Here is a 16151-nt window from a genome sequence, read left to right as displayed (position 1 = left end):
ATGCCGAGCACGATCGACAAGAAACGCATCGCCACGGACAAGTCCAACCACGCGGCGCCGGGCCAGCCGGGGGTCAGCCCGGGGCCGCCGCCGCCGGTCGCGGGGCCGGTGCCCACCCCGTACCCGTACGTCGCGAAGTCGAACGACGTGAAGCGCGGCACGACGAATGGCGAGGCGCTCGACGTCAGCGGCTGGGTCCTGCTCGTCGGCGCGGTGATGAAGATCGTGCCGCCCTGCAACAAGCCCGCGATCCCCATCGGGATCGGGGACACGGTCACGGCGGCCAAGGACATGTGGGGCGCGGTGCTCAGCGGCGAGAAAGACACCCGCGCCAAGGGCAAGGAGATCGCCGTGACCGGCAGCGACGTGGCCCTCAACGTGCTGTTCGAGGAGCAGAGGGTCGTCCAGGTCCGGACGAAGTTCCTCTCCAGCGTCGACTTCGACGCGAAGATGAAGGACGGGTCGATCCACGACTGGGTCAAGGAGACGGTGAAGCCCTTCGGGGATCCGGTCCTGGCCACGTCGGGCGATGTCGTCGACTGGGACTTCGACGCATCGTTGCCCGGCGTGATCCCCGTGGTGTGGCAGCGCTATTACGTCTCCGCGTTCCGGAGAGAAAGGACACCTCTCGGCAAGGGCGGGTGGACGCACAACTTCAACCAGTGGATCGGGGGAGAAGAAGGCCGCACCGTCTGGCGGACCGGCACGGGCCGGCGTATCCCGCTGCCGGCCGTCCCGCCGCGCGGCCGCGCGTTCGTGCGCAGCGCGCGCATCGACGTCGACGCGCTCGGCGGGGGCGGCTACCGCGTCCGGAGCCTCGAAGACGGCCTCGTGCGCGTGTTCGCGCCGCTGCAAGGCGGCGGCAGGGCCGTGCTCCGCGAGATCCGCGACGCCGCCGGCAACCGCGTCGAGCTGCGGTATAACGAGGACCGGCTCGCCGCCGTCGTTGACACAGCGAAGCGCGAGCTCCGGCCGCGCTACGACAGGAAGGGCCGCATCGTGGCGCTCGACGTGTGGGCCGCCGACAAGGTGCACTTCACCGTGGTCTACCGGTACACCGACGAGGGCGAGCTCGGCGAGGTCGCGGACGCGGCCGGGCATGTGACGCGGTACGGGTATGACGGCAAGCACCGGCTGATCGAGAAGCGGCTCGCCGACGGCCCGACCTTCCGGTACGCGTACGACGAGGAGGGCGAGCGCTGCGTGTCCGCCTTCAGCGATGAAGGGTTCCACCCCGTGCGGTTTGATCACCAGCCCTCCGAGCGGGTGGTCACGGTGCACTCGACCCCGGAGCCGCGCGTCATCACCTACGACGCCAAGCTCGCCATCGTCAGGGAGGCGACGCCGGACGGCGCGTGGTCGTGCGCCATGGAGCGCGACGAGGACGGCTATGTCCTCTCCGAGAAGAACGCGGCGGGAGAGACGGTCGCCTCCGCGTACGACGATCGCGGCCACCTGATCGCGCGGACGGACGAGGACGGCCACACGACGCGGTGGGAGATCCAGGACGATCTGGTCGTGAAGGAGATCGACGCGCGCGGCCGCGAGACGCGGTGGACCTACGACGGCCATGGCGACCTCACGTCGGTCGCCTTGCCGTCCGGGCTCACGGTGAGCGTCGCGCGCGACCGCTGGGGGCGGGTCACGGCGGCGTACGTGCCTGACGGGCAGATCGCCGCCTTCGCGTATGACGAAGCGCACAACCTCATCCGCGAGACCGACGCGAGCGGCGGTGTGACCCGCTACGACTACGATGACCTCGGCCGCCTGACCGGCTTCGCCGATCCCGCCGGGCGGACGGTGCGCGTCGAGAATGACGCCATCGGCCGGCCGATCCTGTTCCGCTACGAGGACGGCACGACCGAACACTACACATGGGACGGCCGCAACCGCGTGACGTCCGTCATGGATCGATGCCACCGAACATGGAGGCTCGAGTGGACCGGCACGCGGTCCATCAAGAAGATCGTCCGGCCGGACGGGCAAGCGTGGCAGTTCGAGGTCGACGCGCTGGAGCGCCTGGTCGGGGTGATCAGCCCGCGCGCGGAGCGCTACGACCTCCGCTACGACCGCGCCGGCCGCATCCGCGAGGAGATCACGTTCGACGGGTCCGCGTTCGCACGCCAATACGACCGCTCGGGGCGCGTCTCCCGGGTGGAGCTGCCGGGCGACGCGTGGCTCTCGTACACGTACGATCCGACCGGCCGCGTGGTGGAGGAAGACTCGCCGCACGGCAAGCGCACGTTCTCGTGGGACGAGACGGGCTTTCTGCTGGGCGCCGTGCTCCACGATCACGATCGCCAGGTGGCCGTCGCGTTCGAGCGCGACGCGTCCGGCCGGGTGATCCGGGAGGTGCAGGGCCAGCGCGTCCTCTGCTTCGGTTACGACCGGTCAGGCAGGCTCGCGGAGCGCGTCCTCCCGGACGGGACCACGACTAGGTACTTCTACGATCTCGCGGGAGAGCTCGTGGGGATCGATCACGCCGGCCACAAGGTGACGATCCAGCGCGATACCTCCGGCCGCGAGGTGCGGCGCCATCATCACCGGGGCGGGCTCGACATGCTCCGCGCGTTCGACCCGCGGGCCCGCACGATCGAGCAATGGGTGGCGTCCAGTCCCGGGGGCGCAGCGGCGCCGGCGAGCCCGGTGCACCGCCGCTGGACGTACGATGCCGAGGGCCGCGTCGTCGAGCTGCTCGACGCGCGATGGGGCCGGGAGAGGTACACGTACGGCCCTGCGGACGAGCTCGCCGGGGTCGAGGGGCGGTTCGGCGCGCGTTATGAGTACGATCCTTCCGGCGCGCTGATCGGCGCGGCCGGTCCCGGGGACGAGATCCCTGCGCCGTGGAGGGTGCGCGCCGGCAACGTCCTCCTGCGCACGGCGACGCACGAGTACACCTATGATGCGGCCCGGCGGCGCCGGAGAGCGATCCCTCTCGGCGGCGGCAAGCCCACCGAGTACCTTTGGGACGCGCGCAGCCGCCTGCGCGAGGTGCGGCTGCCCTCCGGCGAGCGCGTGCTGTTCTATTACGACGCCTTCGGGCGGCGCGCGCTCAAGATGATCGTGCCCAGGCCGCTGCCCCTTCAGCAGCTCGGCCAGGAGCCGCCAAGGCCGCGCGTCGTCGAGTACCTGTGGCACGGCTTCACGCTCGCCGCCGAGATCGACAGCGAGCGCGGCGCGCGCGTCTTCGTGCACAACCCGGACACGATGACGCCGATACTGCACGTGGAGGGGGGGCGCGCGCTGTCGTACGTGGTCGACGCCATGGGCACGCCCCGCGAACTCATCGACGAGGCGGGCCGCGTGGCCTGGGCTGCCGCGATCTCGCCTTTCGGTAAGGTCCTGGAGGTCTACCGCGACCCGGCCGCGGAGCCGGCGTCCACGCCGCTCCGCCACCTGGGGCACTACGCAGACGACGAGACCGGTCTCCTGTGCACGCTGCACCGATACTTCGATCCCGAGGTCGGCCGCTGGTTGAGCATCGATCCGCTGCTGCTGGCGAGCGGCGGCAACCTGTTCGGCCTGGCCAAGAGCCCGACCCTCGCGATCGACCCGTTCGGCCTGGGCCACTATGACGTGCAGCCTTACGAGTACGACAATAACGGCTTCCAGCGCCACGAGCCGCTCCAGAACAGCTGGCTGAAGGATCACGGCATGGGCGGCCGGCGGATGAGCGACATGTCGCTGGGCAATCCGACCATCGGCCTGACGCGGGCCGAGCACAATCGGGTGCATCGGATCGTCGATGGAATGCTGAACGGCCGCAGGCCCGGCAGCGTCTCGGCAGACAAGCTGATCGACATGCATGCCCAGGCCATGAAAGCGGCGGGGATCCCCCAGGACCGCATCGACGCCGTGGTCGCCGCGGCGAAGAAGCACGCCCCGAAATTCGTCTGCGCCTGAATCCGCGCTCTCACTTCTTGGCCGGCTTGCGCCGCGGCTTCTTGGGTGGCGGCGCCTCCGCAGCGGGCGTCTCTTCCGGGGCCTCCTCGGGAGCCGCCGGCGCCCCGGGCGGGGGCTGTGCCGGGAGGGGCGCGCCCGGGCGCTGCGCGGCTTCGTAGACGCGGAAGAAGTCCGGCCCTCCCATCCTGCTGCCCCCCACGACCACCCGCTTGTCCGCCGTGACCGCGAGCACCTTGGCCGAACGGACCTCTCGCGCACCTACGAGGAGCCGCGAACCGGTGTCCCAGATCTCCACGGTCGCCGGCGAGGAGGTTGTTCGTTCGATCAAGAGGGCGAGGTGCGGGGAGTCCGGGAAGGGGCAGACCGCGGTGATCGCGCGCTCCTCGTCGGCCGTCGTCCAGGACTGATCGAGCGCGCCCGACGTCAGGTCCATGAACCCGAGGAAGTGATTGCCGTACACGCCCGGGCGCGATGTGTACACCGCGCGGCGGCCGTCGGGGAGCAGCTCGAAGTAGTCCCGGGCGCCGCCACCATACTCCTCGTGCATGGAGTCGCTGGCCCACGATAGCTTGCGGCCGTCGAGGTCCCACGAGCACGTCGTCCCCTTCTTGCCGATGGTGATCGCCGTCTTGCCGTCTCTCGCCACGCGCAGCCGGATCGGGCGCTCCGCAGGGCCCTTGAGCCTGGCCATGAGCTTTCCGCCCGCGAGGTCCCAGATCGAGGGCATGCCTCTGGGATCCACGAACAGACCGCGGTCGCCCGGCAGGTAGGCGCCGAGCAAGTGCGGCTGCTCGAGGTCATGGATGCGCTTCCCGGTCGCGAGATCGATGACTTTCACCGATGGCGCGGGCCTGTCGTCGTCCGCCGCCTCGGTCGAGCGACACAGCAGCGCGTACCGGTCCGAGGCGAGCTCGGCCGGCGCGAAGGTGGCGTCCAGCCCATCCAGGACCGACAGGCGCTCGCCGGACGCGATATCGCAGAACGCCACCGTGTCGTCGGGCTCGGCGCGCAACCCGCGCCGGCCGTCCGGGTGCAGGACGATCCACGCGCCCTCGATGCGCTGGCCCGTCCCGAGATCCCAGGCAATCACGTTCGCCGCCCGGTCGAGCGCGCCGCCGAAGGTGAGCGCCCGGGCGCCCACGCCGTCCACGGCGATCCGGTAGAACCCGCTCCTGTGCAGCGGCGCCGGGCTCTCCGTGGCCCCTGCGAGCACGAGCTCGATTGCGACGACCTCCTCCGGCTGGCTCATGGTTCCGTCCCTTTCCTCTGTCGGTCTGCAGCCATAGTCCCCCGGCGTCGGCGCTGGCAAACGTTCAACGCCGCGGAGGTTGACGCCTCCTCGACCGACCCCGGATACTCGAGCCATCCCCATGGCGCAGGTGGAAATCGTCGTCGGCGGCGGGGAAGTCACGCTCCATTGCAGCGGCCTTATCGGGCACGAGCGCCTCGGACAGGCGTGCACGTTCGAGCTGTCGATCGTCACGAACGAGCCGCTCGACCTCGATGAGCTCCTCGGGAAGGGGTGTGTGCTGCGGCTCGCCGGCGAGTTCGACGAGCGACTCGTCCCGGGCTTCGTGACCCGTATCTCCGCGGTGGCCACGTCGCAGCAGGGCAGCGCGCGGAGGTACTCGGCCACGGTGCGCTCGGGCCTCGCGCTCCTGGAGCTGCGCCGCGACACGAAGGTGTTCCAGCACAAGACCGTCCCCGCGATCGTCCGCGAGGTGCTCGAGCGCTGCGGCTACGCGGGCGATCGCGTCCGAGAGCAGCTGGTGCAGCCGCACGCGGAGCGCGAGTACGTGGTGCAGTACGCCGAGACGTGCGCCGCCTTCATCACGCGCCTGTGCGAGGAGGAGGGCCTCTATTTCCGGTTCGAGACCACGGACGGCCCCGAGGTCTTCGTGCTCGAGGACCAGTCGGGCGCCGCGGCGGACGCCCCCTGCTCGCTCACCGTCGTCGACGACGCGCTCCGCGTGACCGCCACCATCGCCGTCGACTGCCGCGTGTCGCACCGCCGCCGCCCGGGCAAGGTGACGCTGCGCGACCACTGGTACGAGACGCCTGCCGTGAAGCTCGAAGGGGTCGCCACGGGCGGCAACGACGTCGAGCAGAGCACCGAGGTGTACGAGGCGCCGGGCGGCTTCCGGACGCCCGGCGACGCCACGGCGCGCGCCGCCCAGCGGCTCGAGAGCCTGCGCGCCGACGCGTCCACGGTGACCTTCCGGACGAACGCGCTCGCCCTCGCCCCCGGCATGATCGTGACGCTGGAGCTCGACGCCGCGTATGTGGGCGCGGCCCGCCCCGAGGGCAGGCTCTTCATCGTGGGCCTGTCGCACAGGTGGGTCGACGGCGGAGGATATGCGCTCGTCGCGCAGGCGATCCCCGCGGATGTGCCGTTCCGGCTGCCCCGGATCACGCCGCGCCCCGTCGTGCACGGCGTGCATCCGGCGCGCGTCACCGGTCCCGCCGGTCAGGAGATCCACACCGACGCGCAGGGCCGCGTGCACGTCCGCTTCCCGTGGGACCGCGAGGGGCCCGCCGACGACAAGAGCAGCCTGCCCGTGCGCACGATGCAGCCGAACATGCCAGGATCCATGGCGCTGCCGCGCGTGGGCTGGGAGGTTTTGGTCGGCTTCGAGGAGGGCGACGCGGATCGGCCGCTCGTGCTCGGGCGCACGTACAACGCGAAGCAGCCGCCCCCGCAAGGCCTACCCGTGAACAAGACGGTGACGAGCCTGCGCACGTACAGCTCGCCGGGCGGCGGCGCGCAGAACGTCATCCAGATGGATGACGCGGCAGGCCGCCAGCACCTCACGATCGGGGCGGGGTTCGCCAAGAAGGTCGACGTCGCGAACAACCTGATGACGCAGACCGTGAAGAACGAGTCGCTGCTCATCAAGGGCAGCCAGAGCCGCACCGTCGGCGCCAACGAGGACGTGTCGATCGCCCAGGCGCTGACGGTCGGCGTGGGATCGCAGTCGGCCACCGTCGGCGCGACGCAGAGGATCTACGTCAAGGGCAACATGGCCATCTCGGTGGGCAGCGAGAGCGTGCTCGTCGGCGGCGCGCTGCTCGAGAAGGTCGGCGATCCGGTCTCCGGCGCGAAGCAGCTGGCCCAGGCGGCCGCGCTCGAGGGCGCCGGCGCGCTCGGCGTGGCGGGCGCGTTCGCCGCCGCCGGCTACCAGGTGGGCAGGGGCTACGCCGAGGGCGGGTGGCAGGGCGCGCTCACCGCCGGCGCGGGTGTGCTCGGCAGCCTCGTGCCCGGCGGCGACGCCATCGTCGCCGCGGTCACGAGCCCTCCGCCGCCCGCGCCCTGGAACGAGGAGGCGCACGCCGGCGGCGAGCAGGCCGCGGGCGGAGGCGCCGCGGGCGCCACGGACGAGAGCGCGGCCGCCGGGCCCGGCCCCGGGCACCGCGGGACGTGGGTCGACGGCGCAATGCTGGAGCTGATCGGCGCCAAGTACGCGGTGATGACCCCGGGGTCGATCGGCTGGACCACGCTCGGCGCGTCCACGTTCCTCATCGGCGGCAGCCACAACACGAAGACGATCTCCGCGGACACGAAGGTGCTCGGCATCTCCACGGAGGTCGAGGCGGCGCGCACTGTGAAGACCAAGGCGGGCATGGCCCGGAAGGTCCGCGGCGCGCTCACGACCCAGATCGCGGGCACGCTCGACGTCAAGGCGGGGGGCGAGCACGGCATCAAGTCCGACGCGTCCGTCAAGGTGAAGGTCGGCGGCGGGATGAAGGTCGAGGGATCGTCGATCGTTTTCAAGTGCGGTGGCTCCGAGATCGTCGTGTCGGGCGGCGGCATCAGCATCGTCGCCGACGAGATCAAGATCACGGGGCAGTCGAAGCAGTCGGGCAAGGCCACCCACACATGAGCCTCGCGATCGTGGGCCTCGGTCTCGTCTCGCCGTGGGCCCGCACCGCGGAAGAGCACGCGTTCTTCCTCCGCGCCGGCATGCCGGGCCCGCCCCGCGCGCCTCTCTTTTGGGGCGAGGGCGACCCACTGAAGGTGCGCGTCGCGCCCTGGCTCGGCACGGGCACCCCGCTCCCCGAGCGCGTCGCCGCGCTGCTCCGCACGGCGATCGCCGACGCGCTGCGCCCGCTCGTGGCCGCGCAGGCGCCGATGCCGAGCGCGATGCTCGTCTGCGCGTCCACGGCGCGCGCCCCCGCCGCGTGCGCCGCCGCGGAGGAGGCCGCCGGCGAGCACGGCGCGGCGCTGCGCGCCGAGCGGGTCGGCGAGGACGCGGGCGTCTTCTCGGCGCTCCTGCGCGCCGAGCGCCTCCTCCGAGAAGACCCGCGCAGGGTGATCGCGGTCGCCGGGGTCGACTCGTTCGTGTCGCTCGACGCGCTGCGCGCGTGGGCGCAGCGGGCGCCGAGCCCGTGGGCCAAGCAGGTGCCCCCGCTGTCCGAGGGGGCGGCGGCGATGGTCGTCATGTCGCCGCGCCTCGCCCAGGAGGCGCAGCTCACGGCCCTCGGCGCCGTGCTCCATGTGGCCGTCGCCGAGGCGCCGGCCCGCGATGACAACGACGACGTGGTCGATGGCCTCGCGCTCACCACCCTGCTGCGGGAAGCGCCCGCTCCGGGGCCGTTTCGCTTCGCGTTCGGCCCGGCCACCGCCGGCGCCCTGCGCACGACCGAATGGCACTACGCCACCGCGCGCAACGCGGCGCGGTTCGAGCGCGCGTGCGCGATGTGCAGCATCGAGGGCGAGGTTGGCCGCTGCGGCGCCGCTGCGGGCGTGATGGATCTCGTGTGGGGCCTCTCGGCCATGCGCCACGACACGGCGCCGCTCCCCGCGGAGCCGCGGCAACCCTTCCTGGTGTGGGCCATCTCGCCCGGCGGCACGCGGGGGCTCGCGGTCGTATCCCACCAGGCCTCGGCCCCGAGCGCGCCCCCCGCCGCGGCGCCGCGCCCGCCGGTCCTCTTCGCCGCGGATCACGCGCCATCCCACCGGCCCCTGCGCGCGTCGCGCGAGCGGCCCTGCCTGCACGCCCCGCGCCGCCTGCCGTTTGCGGGGATCCGCGCGGGCGCGTCCGGCGAGGCCGGCGCGCCGGGATCGCCGCCGCTCGACGGCGCCGCGCCCGGCGAGGCCGCCGCCGCGCCCGGCGAGGACGACGGCGCAGGCTCGCTCGGCGCCGCGCCGCGCACGCGCGACGCGCTCCCCGCGCCCGAGCTGCCGGTCGTGGCCGGGCGCCGGTCGCTCGTGTGGATGCAGGGCGAGGGGCTCGCCGCGTGGCCGATCGAGCGCTTCTACCAGCGCATCTCCGACGCCTGCCTCGAGACCATCGCCGCGGTGCTGCGCAGCCGCGCGACGTACGCGTGGTCCGGCCGCGAAGCGCACGAGCGGCGCATCCTCGCGCAGGCGGACGCGGCCGCCGCCGCGGGCGGCGACGTGATCGGCCGCGCCCTGGCGTACTTCCATGCGGCCCTCGATCTGTCCGGCACCACGCGCAGCTGGGCGGTCGCGTTCCTGCTCGGCCTGCTCGACGGGGACGACGCCATGCGCGCCGTGCTCGCCGCCCTGGAGATGCTGGCGCCCGACGCCCTCGACCACGGGCAAGCCGTCGCTGAGGCGCTCGGCGTGTCGCCGCACCCTGGGGTCCATCACGCGATGCGCCTCTTCCTGGGCTCGGTGCACCCGGTCGCGCGGGCGGTCGCGATCGACGTCCTCGCCGGCCGCGGTGCGCTGGGCGCCGACGACGTGCGGACGCACCTGCTCGACGCGAGCCCCGCCGTGGCGGCCGCGGCCGCCCGCGCCGCCGCGCGCCTCGACGTGCCGGCCGCCGCTCCGCTCCTGCCCCACGTGCGGAGCCTGCTGCGCTCCCCGCACCCAGCGGTGGCCCGCGCCGCCGCGCGCGCGCTGCTGCTCTCCGGCGACCCGTCGCCCTACGAGCTCGTGCGCGCGTCGGACCCGTTCGCCCTGGGCCTCGGGCTGTTCGCCGCCGAGATCGTCGTGCTCCGCGGCGACGCGGGCGACCTGGAGCTCTTGCAGCGGCTGCTCTCGCGCGAGCCGGCGTCTCCGGAGCACCTCGCGATCGTCGCGCGGTTCGGGCACCCCGGGGCCTGGGCTTACCTCGTGCACCACCTCAACGACGAGGAGCTCGCGGGGAATGCGGCCGCTGCGCTCGAGCTCCTGTTCGGCCCGCGGCTCGAGCCGGGCGAGACCGGCGTGGCCGCGTGGCGGGGCGCGATCGCCGCGCTCCGGCCCGCGCCCGACGTGCGCCTCCTCGGCGGCGAGCCGTGGCGCCCGCGCGCGGCCGCCGCGGCGCTCCGGTCCGGCGCGCTCTCGCAGGCGGCGATGCAGCCCCTCCTCGACGAGCTCGGCGTGCGCGCCCGCGTGCGTTGCCGCCCGCGCCTCCACCTGTGGCTCGCCGATTCCGACGCCGATCTGCGGCTGGCCGCGGACGAGGCGTCGGCCCGGGACGCGGGTTACCGCGCAGGATCGTGGTCCGTCGCCTCGATGTGAGCGGCCGGCGGCTCATCCGTCGTCGAGGTCCACCCGCAGCTCGCGCAGCACGTCGTATCCCCGTCCGACGGGGAACGTCGCGCGCGCGACGATCTCCACCCGGCGCCGCGCGGGCTCGATCAGGACCGTGTCGATGGGCGGCCGGACGACCTTCTTGCCCGACGCGTCGAACCGTGCGCGCACGACCACGGCGAGGTGGGGGAGCTCGACGTGGAACGGGGCCGGCGACATCCCCAGGACCGCGACGGGCTCGCCCGGCGCGAGCCCGCGCTCGAAGATCAGCGACGGGTGCGCCACGTTGTTGAAGCGGAGGTCGAAATCCTTCGGGAACAGCGGCATGCGCGCGCTCTGCCACCCCGCGTCGAACGTGCCGGCCAGCTCGCGCCGCGGCGACCAGAACGGCAGGATCGACCCATAGCCGACCGGCGGGTGGTCATCGCCCGCGCCCGTGTGGGGGTGCGCCGGGTGCTCGATCTGCGGCGCGGGCATGCCCTCGAGGTCCGCGGGCTTCCGGGCGAGGCCCACGCCCGCCGGGTTGCGGTTCTCCATCAAGGTGAGATCCGCGGAGACCCCGCCGTAGGCGCGCTCGTAGACGATCGGCGTCTCCTCGAAGGGCACGGCGGGGCCGATCGCCACCCGCGTCACGCTCCTGTAGTAGAGCCGATGGCCGTGGACCCTGAGCGGCACCGAGCGGCCCTGCGCGCGCACGACCACGTCCGCCACGCTCACCGGCCTCGCGGACATCGCCGCGCCCACGACGACCACGTCGGTCCCCACCTTCGCCCAGCACAGGTCCGAGGGGTATTTCGCGCTCGACCATGTGTTCTCCGGCGCGTACAGCTCGTCCGCCACACGCACCGGCGACGGCTCCTCGGCCGGCACCGCTCGGCCGTTCGCGTCCAGAACGAACGTGCCTTTCACGATCACGCTGGCCACGTCGCGCCCGGACTCGTCCGCAAACGTGACATCGAGCGCTGGAAAAGGCGTCGCGTTCGAAAGCGACATCCCTGAGCACGCTGTCGGATCCCCTCACTCGGGTCAAGCTCCATCGGGAGCGCTGGACGCTTGTCCGCCGAGCGTTCGTGGAGGAGGGCGCGCGGGCTAGAACAGCTCCCCGATCCGCCTGAGCAGGCTGCCGCTCGAGTAGAGCGCGCGCATGCCGCGCTTGAACCAGCCGTACGACGACTCGGTGTAGGGGAACCACGTCGGATCCTTCGACCCGAGCGCGACGCGGTCCGCGTTGATGTGCTTCACGTCGCACATCTGCCGGAGCCCGTCCTCGCCCATCACCCGGCCGAAGCCGCTCTGCTTGATGCCGCCGAACGGCGCGTCCGGGAGCGCGCCGTTCATGAGCACGTCGTTCACCAGCACGCTGCCGGCCTGCAGGCGCTCGGCGAGCCGGCGGGCGTGATCCGTGTCCTCCGAGAAGACGTACGCGTTCAGGCCGAGGTGCGACTCGTTCGCCAGCCGGATCGCCTCCTCCTCGGTCGCGACCTGCATGAACGGCACGACCGGCCCGAAGATCTCCTCGCTCATCACGTTCATCCCGTGATCGCAGCCGGCGAGGATCGTCGGCTCGAAGAACTGGCCCTGCCCCGGCGCGCGCTTGCCGCCGGCCCTCACGCTCGCGCCCTTCTCGACCGCGTCCTTGATGAGCCGCTCGGCCACCTCGATCTGCGGCCCGAAGATGATCGCCCCGACGTCGACGAACTCCTTGCCCGGATCGCCCTGGTTCAGCCCCTTCGTGATCTCGACGGTGCGCTCGAGCAGCCGGTCGTGGATCTCGCGGTGCGCGTAGACCCGCTCCACCGCCACGCAGACCTGCCCTGCGTTCGCGAAGCCGCCGAAGGCGATCGCCTGCGCCGTGCGCTCGATGTCCGCGTCCGCGCACGCGATGAGCGGCGCCTTGCCGCCGAGCTCCATCACGCACGGGATGAGGCGCTCCCCGCACGCGGCCGCCACCCGCTTGCCCGTGCTGACGCTGCCCGTGAACACGAGCATCTGGATGCCGCTGTCGATGAGCGCCGCGCCGGTCGGCCCGTAGCCGGTCACCACCTGGAAGAGATCCTCCGGCATGCCCGCGCCGTCCCAGATCTCCTTCTGCTTGAGCGCGATGAGCGGCGTCACCTCGCTCGGCTTCAGCACCGCCGCGTTGCCCGTCACCACCGCCGCGAGCACGTCGCGCAGCGCCAGCTGGAACGGGAAGTTCCACGGCGAGATGACGCCGATCACGCCGCGCGGGGCGTAGTGGACGAAGCTGCGCCGGTGCTTGAAGAGGTGGAGCTTGATCTCGCGCGGCTCGAGCGCCTTCGGCGCGATCTCGGCGAAGTACGTCGCCATGTCGGCCGCGACCAGCACCTCGTGCAGGAGCGCCTCGTGCCGCGGCTTGCCGCACTCGCGCGAGAGCAGATCGACGATCTCGTCGGTCCGGTCGACGATGGCGTCGCGGAAGCGGAGGACGCGCTGGCAGCGCTCCTCGACCGGCAGCGCGCCCCAGGCCTCCTGCGCGCGCCGCGCCCTGGCGACCGCCGCCCGCACCTCCTCGGCGCTCGTGTTCGGCGCCTCCCCGAGGAGCTCCCCGGTCGCGGGCGCGTAGCTGCGGATGGTCGCGCCCCCGTGCCCGTTCATGCCAGGACCGCTGCCGTTGCCGCCGATCGAGCGTTCGCTCACCACCTGACCCATGTTCGATCCCTCCACCTGTCGAGCCCCGCGCAACCCGCCGGATGGCCTCCGCGGCTCGCTGCTCGCGCCCGGACCGTACCCTCCCAGCGAAGGTACAGCAAATGAGCATTTGCTCAATTTCCCGACGATTCCCGGGGATTCCCGGCGAGCGCGCGCGCGACGCGGCCCGCTCCGGCGCCCGCTGTTGCGCCGCGGACAAATGGTGAGCACACCGCGGTTGCGCCAGGGGCAGGCAGGACGGCGAGGGCCGCGCCGCATGTAGGGCGAGCCCTGCCTTTCGGCTCGGGCGTTTGTCGGGGCGACCCTGGCTCTCGTCTCGGGCGGACTCTCGGCATGACGTCGGCGAGAGGAGCCGGTATAGGCGGACCCCGACATGTTGGAACAACGAGAAGTCGATCTCATCGCGGCTGTGGAGCACCCGGATCCGCACCACGTGCTCGGCGCGCACGAGGACGAAGACGACCTGGTGGTCCGCGTCTTCCGCCCGGACGCCACCGAGATCGCGGTGGTCCCGGACGACCCCTCGCTCCGGAAGCAGCCCATGGAGCGCATCCACCCCGCGGGCCTCTTCGAGGCGCGCTTCCCCGGCGTCTCCTACCCGAAGGACGGCCGCTTCCAGTACCGGATCGAGCTGCGCTACCCGGACGGCAACGCCTCGGTCGAGCGCGATCCGTACGGCATGCCGCCCACGCTCGGCGACATCGACCGCCATCTCCTCGCGGAGGGGAGGCACTGGGAGCTCTACCGCGTCCTCGGCGCGCACGTGCGCGAGGTGGACGGCGTCTCCGGGACGTCGTTCGCGGTCTGGGCGCCGAACGCGCGCCGCGTGAGCGTCGTCGGCGACTTCAACCACTGGGACGGCCGCCGCCACCCGATGCGCCGGATGGGCGAGGGCTTCTGGGAGCTCTTCATCCCCGGCGTCGGCGACGGCGCGCTCTACAAGTACGAGATCAAGACGCCGGAGGGGCACATCACCGTGAAGAGCGATCCGCTCGGCCAGGCGATGGAGCTCCGGCCGGCGACCGCCTCGCGGGTCACGACGAGCCGCTACGCGTTCCAGGACGGCGAGTGGATGCGGGCGCGCGGCCAGCTCGACGCGCGCAAGAAGCCGATCGCCATCTACGAGGTCCACCCCGGCTCCTGGCGGCGCGTGCACGAGGACGGCCCGCCGTACGAGCACGGGATGCGCTGGATGACGTACCGCGAGCTCGCCGATCACCTCGTCGAGTACGTGGCCGAGCTCGGCTTCACGCACATCGAGCTCATGCCGATCATGGAGCACCCGTTCGACGGATCGTGGGGCTACCAGGTGGCGGGCTACTACGCCCCGACCAGCCGCTACGGCGATCCCGACGACTTCCGCTACTTCGTCGACCGGTGCCACCAGAAGGGCATCGGCGTGATCCTCGACTGGACCCCGGCGCACTTCCCGAAGGACGCGTGGGCGCTCGGCCGGTTCGACGGCACGGCGCTCTACGAGCACCTCGACCCGCGCCTCGGCGAGCACCGCGAGTGGAACACGTACATCTTCAACTACGGCCGGCACGAGGTGCGGAACTTCCTCGTCGCCAACGCCCTTTACTGGCTCGACGAGTTCCACGTCGACGGCCTGCGCGTCGACGCGGTCGCGTCGATGCTCTACCTCGACTACGCCGCGCAGGGCGGGGACTGGGTGCCGAACCGGTACGGCGGCCGCGAGAACATCGAGGCGATCGATTTCATCCGGGAGCTGTCGAACCGGGTGCACGAGCGCTTCCCGGGCGCGATCGTGTGCGCGGAGGAGTCCACCGCCTGGCCGTCGGTGACGCACGCGACGTACGTCGGCGGGCTCGGCTTCGACTTCAAGTGGAACATGGGGTGGATGCACGACACGCTCGACTTCTTCAAGCACGAGCCGGTCCACCGCGCGTTCCACTACCACCAGCTCACGTTCGGGCTCATCTACGCCTTCTCGGAGAAGTTCCTCCTGCCGCTGAGCCACGACGAGGTCGTCCACCTCAAGCGGTCGCTGCTCTCGAAGATGCCCGGCGACTACTGGCAGATGCTCGCGAACCTGCGCGCGCTCTACGGCTACATGTGGGCGCACCCGGGCAAGAAGCTGCTCTTCATGGGCGGCGAGATCGGCCAGTTCGCCGAGTGGAGCGAGAAGACGGAGCTCGACTGGGGCCTGCTCTCGGTGCCAGCCCACGCCGGGCTCAAGCGGCTCGTGACCGACATCAACGCGCTCTACAAGAAGTACCCGGCGATGTACGAGCTCGACGACGAGCACCACGGCTTCCGCTGGATCGACTGCACGGACAACCTGCAGACCGTGATCTCGTTCATCCGCTACGGGGACGGTGCGGGAGACCAGATGTCGCCGTCGGGCCTGCACGTCGTGTTCATCGGCAACTTCACGCCGGTCCCGCGCCGCCCGTACCGCATCGGCGTCCCGCGCCGCGGCGCCTACCTGGAGGTGCTCAACACCGACGCCGCCGAGTACGGCGGCAGCGGCGTGGGCAACATGGGCCGCGTCGAGGTCGAGGACATCCCCTGCCACGGGTTCCCGCAGTCGATCGAGCTGACGCTCCCGCCGCTCGGGGTGCTCTGGCTCATCCCCGAGCGCGACGCGCAGCCCTGACGCCGCATCGCGCGCGCGGCGCAGACGACGGCAACCGACGGCAGAGGAGCGACGGCCGGCATCCCGCCGCGCTCCTCCGCCGCCGGCCTTCGCGAGGCCGGCGGCTCATCTCGCCCTCTCCGTCTTCAACCGTGACCGAGATCGATTGTCCGTCCAGGTCGGAGCATTTCTCCGCGCTTGCTGCGCCGTTCTCTCTCGTTCCGTTGTCTGTGCTCCGAGGCAGGCGCACTGCACAGCGGCCCGGGCGAGCAAGATGTCGTGCACGAAACCGGCTTGCACGAATTGACAAATTTCTTTACTAAGGAGTTTCCGCACTGGAGAGGGCTCCTCGACTCACCCGGGGCGAATGCGTCGAGGGGGGAGCCTTGTCCTGGCGGGGCCGCTTCTCCGGCGGCGAGCGGGGCAAGTGCGATTCGGTCGGTTGTCGGCGGGGGGCCTCGCTGCTCGCCGTCATCACGCACCCAGCCAGCAGGG

The 16151-nt window shown here is 72.0% G+C and carries 7 protein-coding genes; 4 read left to right on the top strand and 3 right to left on the bottom strand.

Features of this window, described 5'->3' with window-relative positions; genetic code table 11:
• Window positions 1-3903 carry a DUF6531 domain-containing protein gene (locus WME83_RS27305; protein ID WP_437312620.1) on the top strand — a complete coding sequence of 1301 codons (3903 nt, stop codon included), beginning with the start codon at window positions 1-3 and terminating at the stop codon, window positions 3901-3903.
• 10 nt (window positions 3904-3913) lie between these two features.
• On the opposite strand, the gene WME83_RS27300 is transcribed toward WME83_RS27305, so the two are convergent.
• Window positions 3914-5152 (bottom strand): WD40 repeat domain-containing protein, encoded by a 1239-nt coding sequence (locus WME83_RS27300; protein ID WP_437312619.1) that lies wholly within the window; start codon window positions 5150-5152, stop codon window positions 3914-3916.
• 121 nt (window positions 5153-5273) lie between these two features.
• On the opposite strand from WME83_RS27300, the gene WME83_RS27295 reads away from it, so the two are divergent.
• Window positions 5274-7784 (top strand): type VI secretion system Vgr family protein, encoded by a 2511-nt coding sequence (locus WME83_RS27295; RefSeq protein ID WP_437312618.1) that lies wholly within the window; start codon window positions 5274-5276, stop codon window positions 7782-7784.
• Window positions 7781-10375 carry a hypothetical protein gene (locus tag WME83_RS27290; RefSeq protein ID WP_437312617.1) on the top strand — a complete coding sequence of 865 codons (2595 nt, stop codon included), beginning with the start codon at window positions 7781-7783 and terminating at the stop codon, window positions 10373-10375. Before WME83_RS27295 ends, WME83_RS27290 begins: the two co-directional genes overlap by 4 nt.
• Window positions 10376-10387: 12 nt before the next feature.
• Here the strand turns inward: WME83_RS27290 and WME83_RS27285 are convergent, their stop codons facing one another.
• Together WME83_RS27285 and WME83_RS27280 are read right to left on the bottom strand one after the other, a co-directional pair.
• The gene (locus WME83_RS27285) at window positions 10388-11380 is read right to left on the bottom strand and encodes a DUF2169 family type VI secretion system accessory protein (protein WP_437312616.1); all 993 of its coding nucleotides are present in this window, start codon (window positions 11378-11380) and stop codon (window positions 10388-10390) included.
• A 96-nt stretch (window positions 11381-11476) separates the two neighbouring features.
• Window positions 11477-13057 (bottom strand): aldehyde dehydrogenase family protein, encoded by a 1581-nt coding sequence (locus tag WME83_RS27280; protein WP_437312615.1) that lies wholly within the window; start codon window positions 13055-13057, stop codon window positions 11477-11479.
• Between the two features lie 373 nt (window positions 13058-13430).
• Here WME83_RS27280 and glgB point away from each other — a divergent pair, with 373 nt between their 5' ends.
• Entirely contained in the window at window positions 13431-15677 is a 2247-nt protein-coding gene (gene glgB, locus WME83_RS27275; protein ID WP_437312614.1) for a 1,4-alpha-glucan branching protein GlgB, read from the top strand.
• Window positions 15678-16151 lie beyond the last annotated feature (474 nt).

The sequence above is a fragment of the Sorangium sp. So ce385 genome (genome assembly GCF_051474135.1).
Lineage (GTDB): Bacteria > Myxococcota_A > Polyangia > Polyangiales > Polyangiaceae > Sorangium > Sorangium cellulosum_D.
This window is presented reverse-complemented; position numbering and strand designations above follow the sequence as displayed.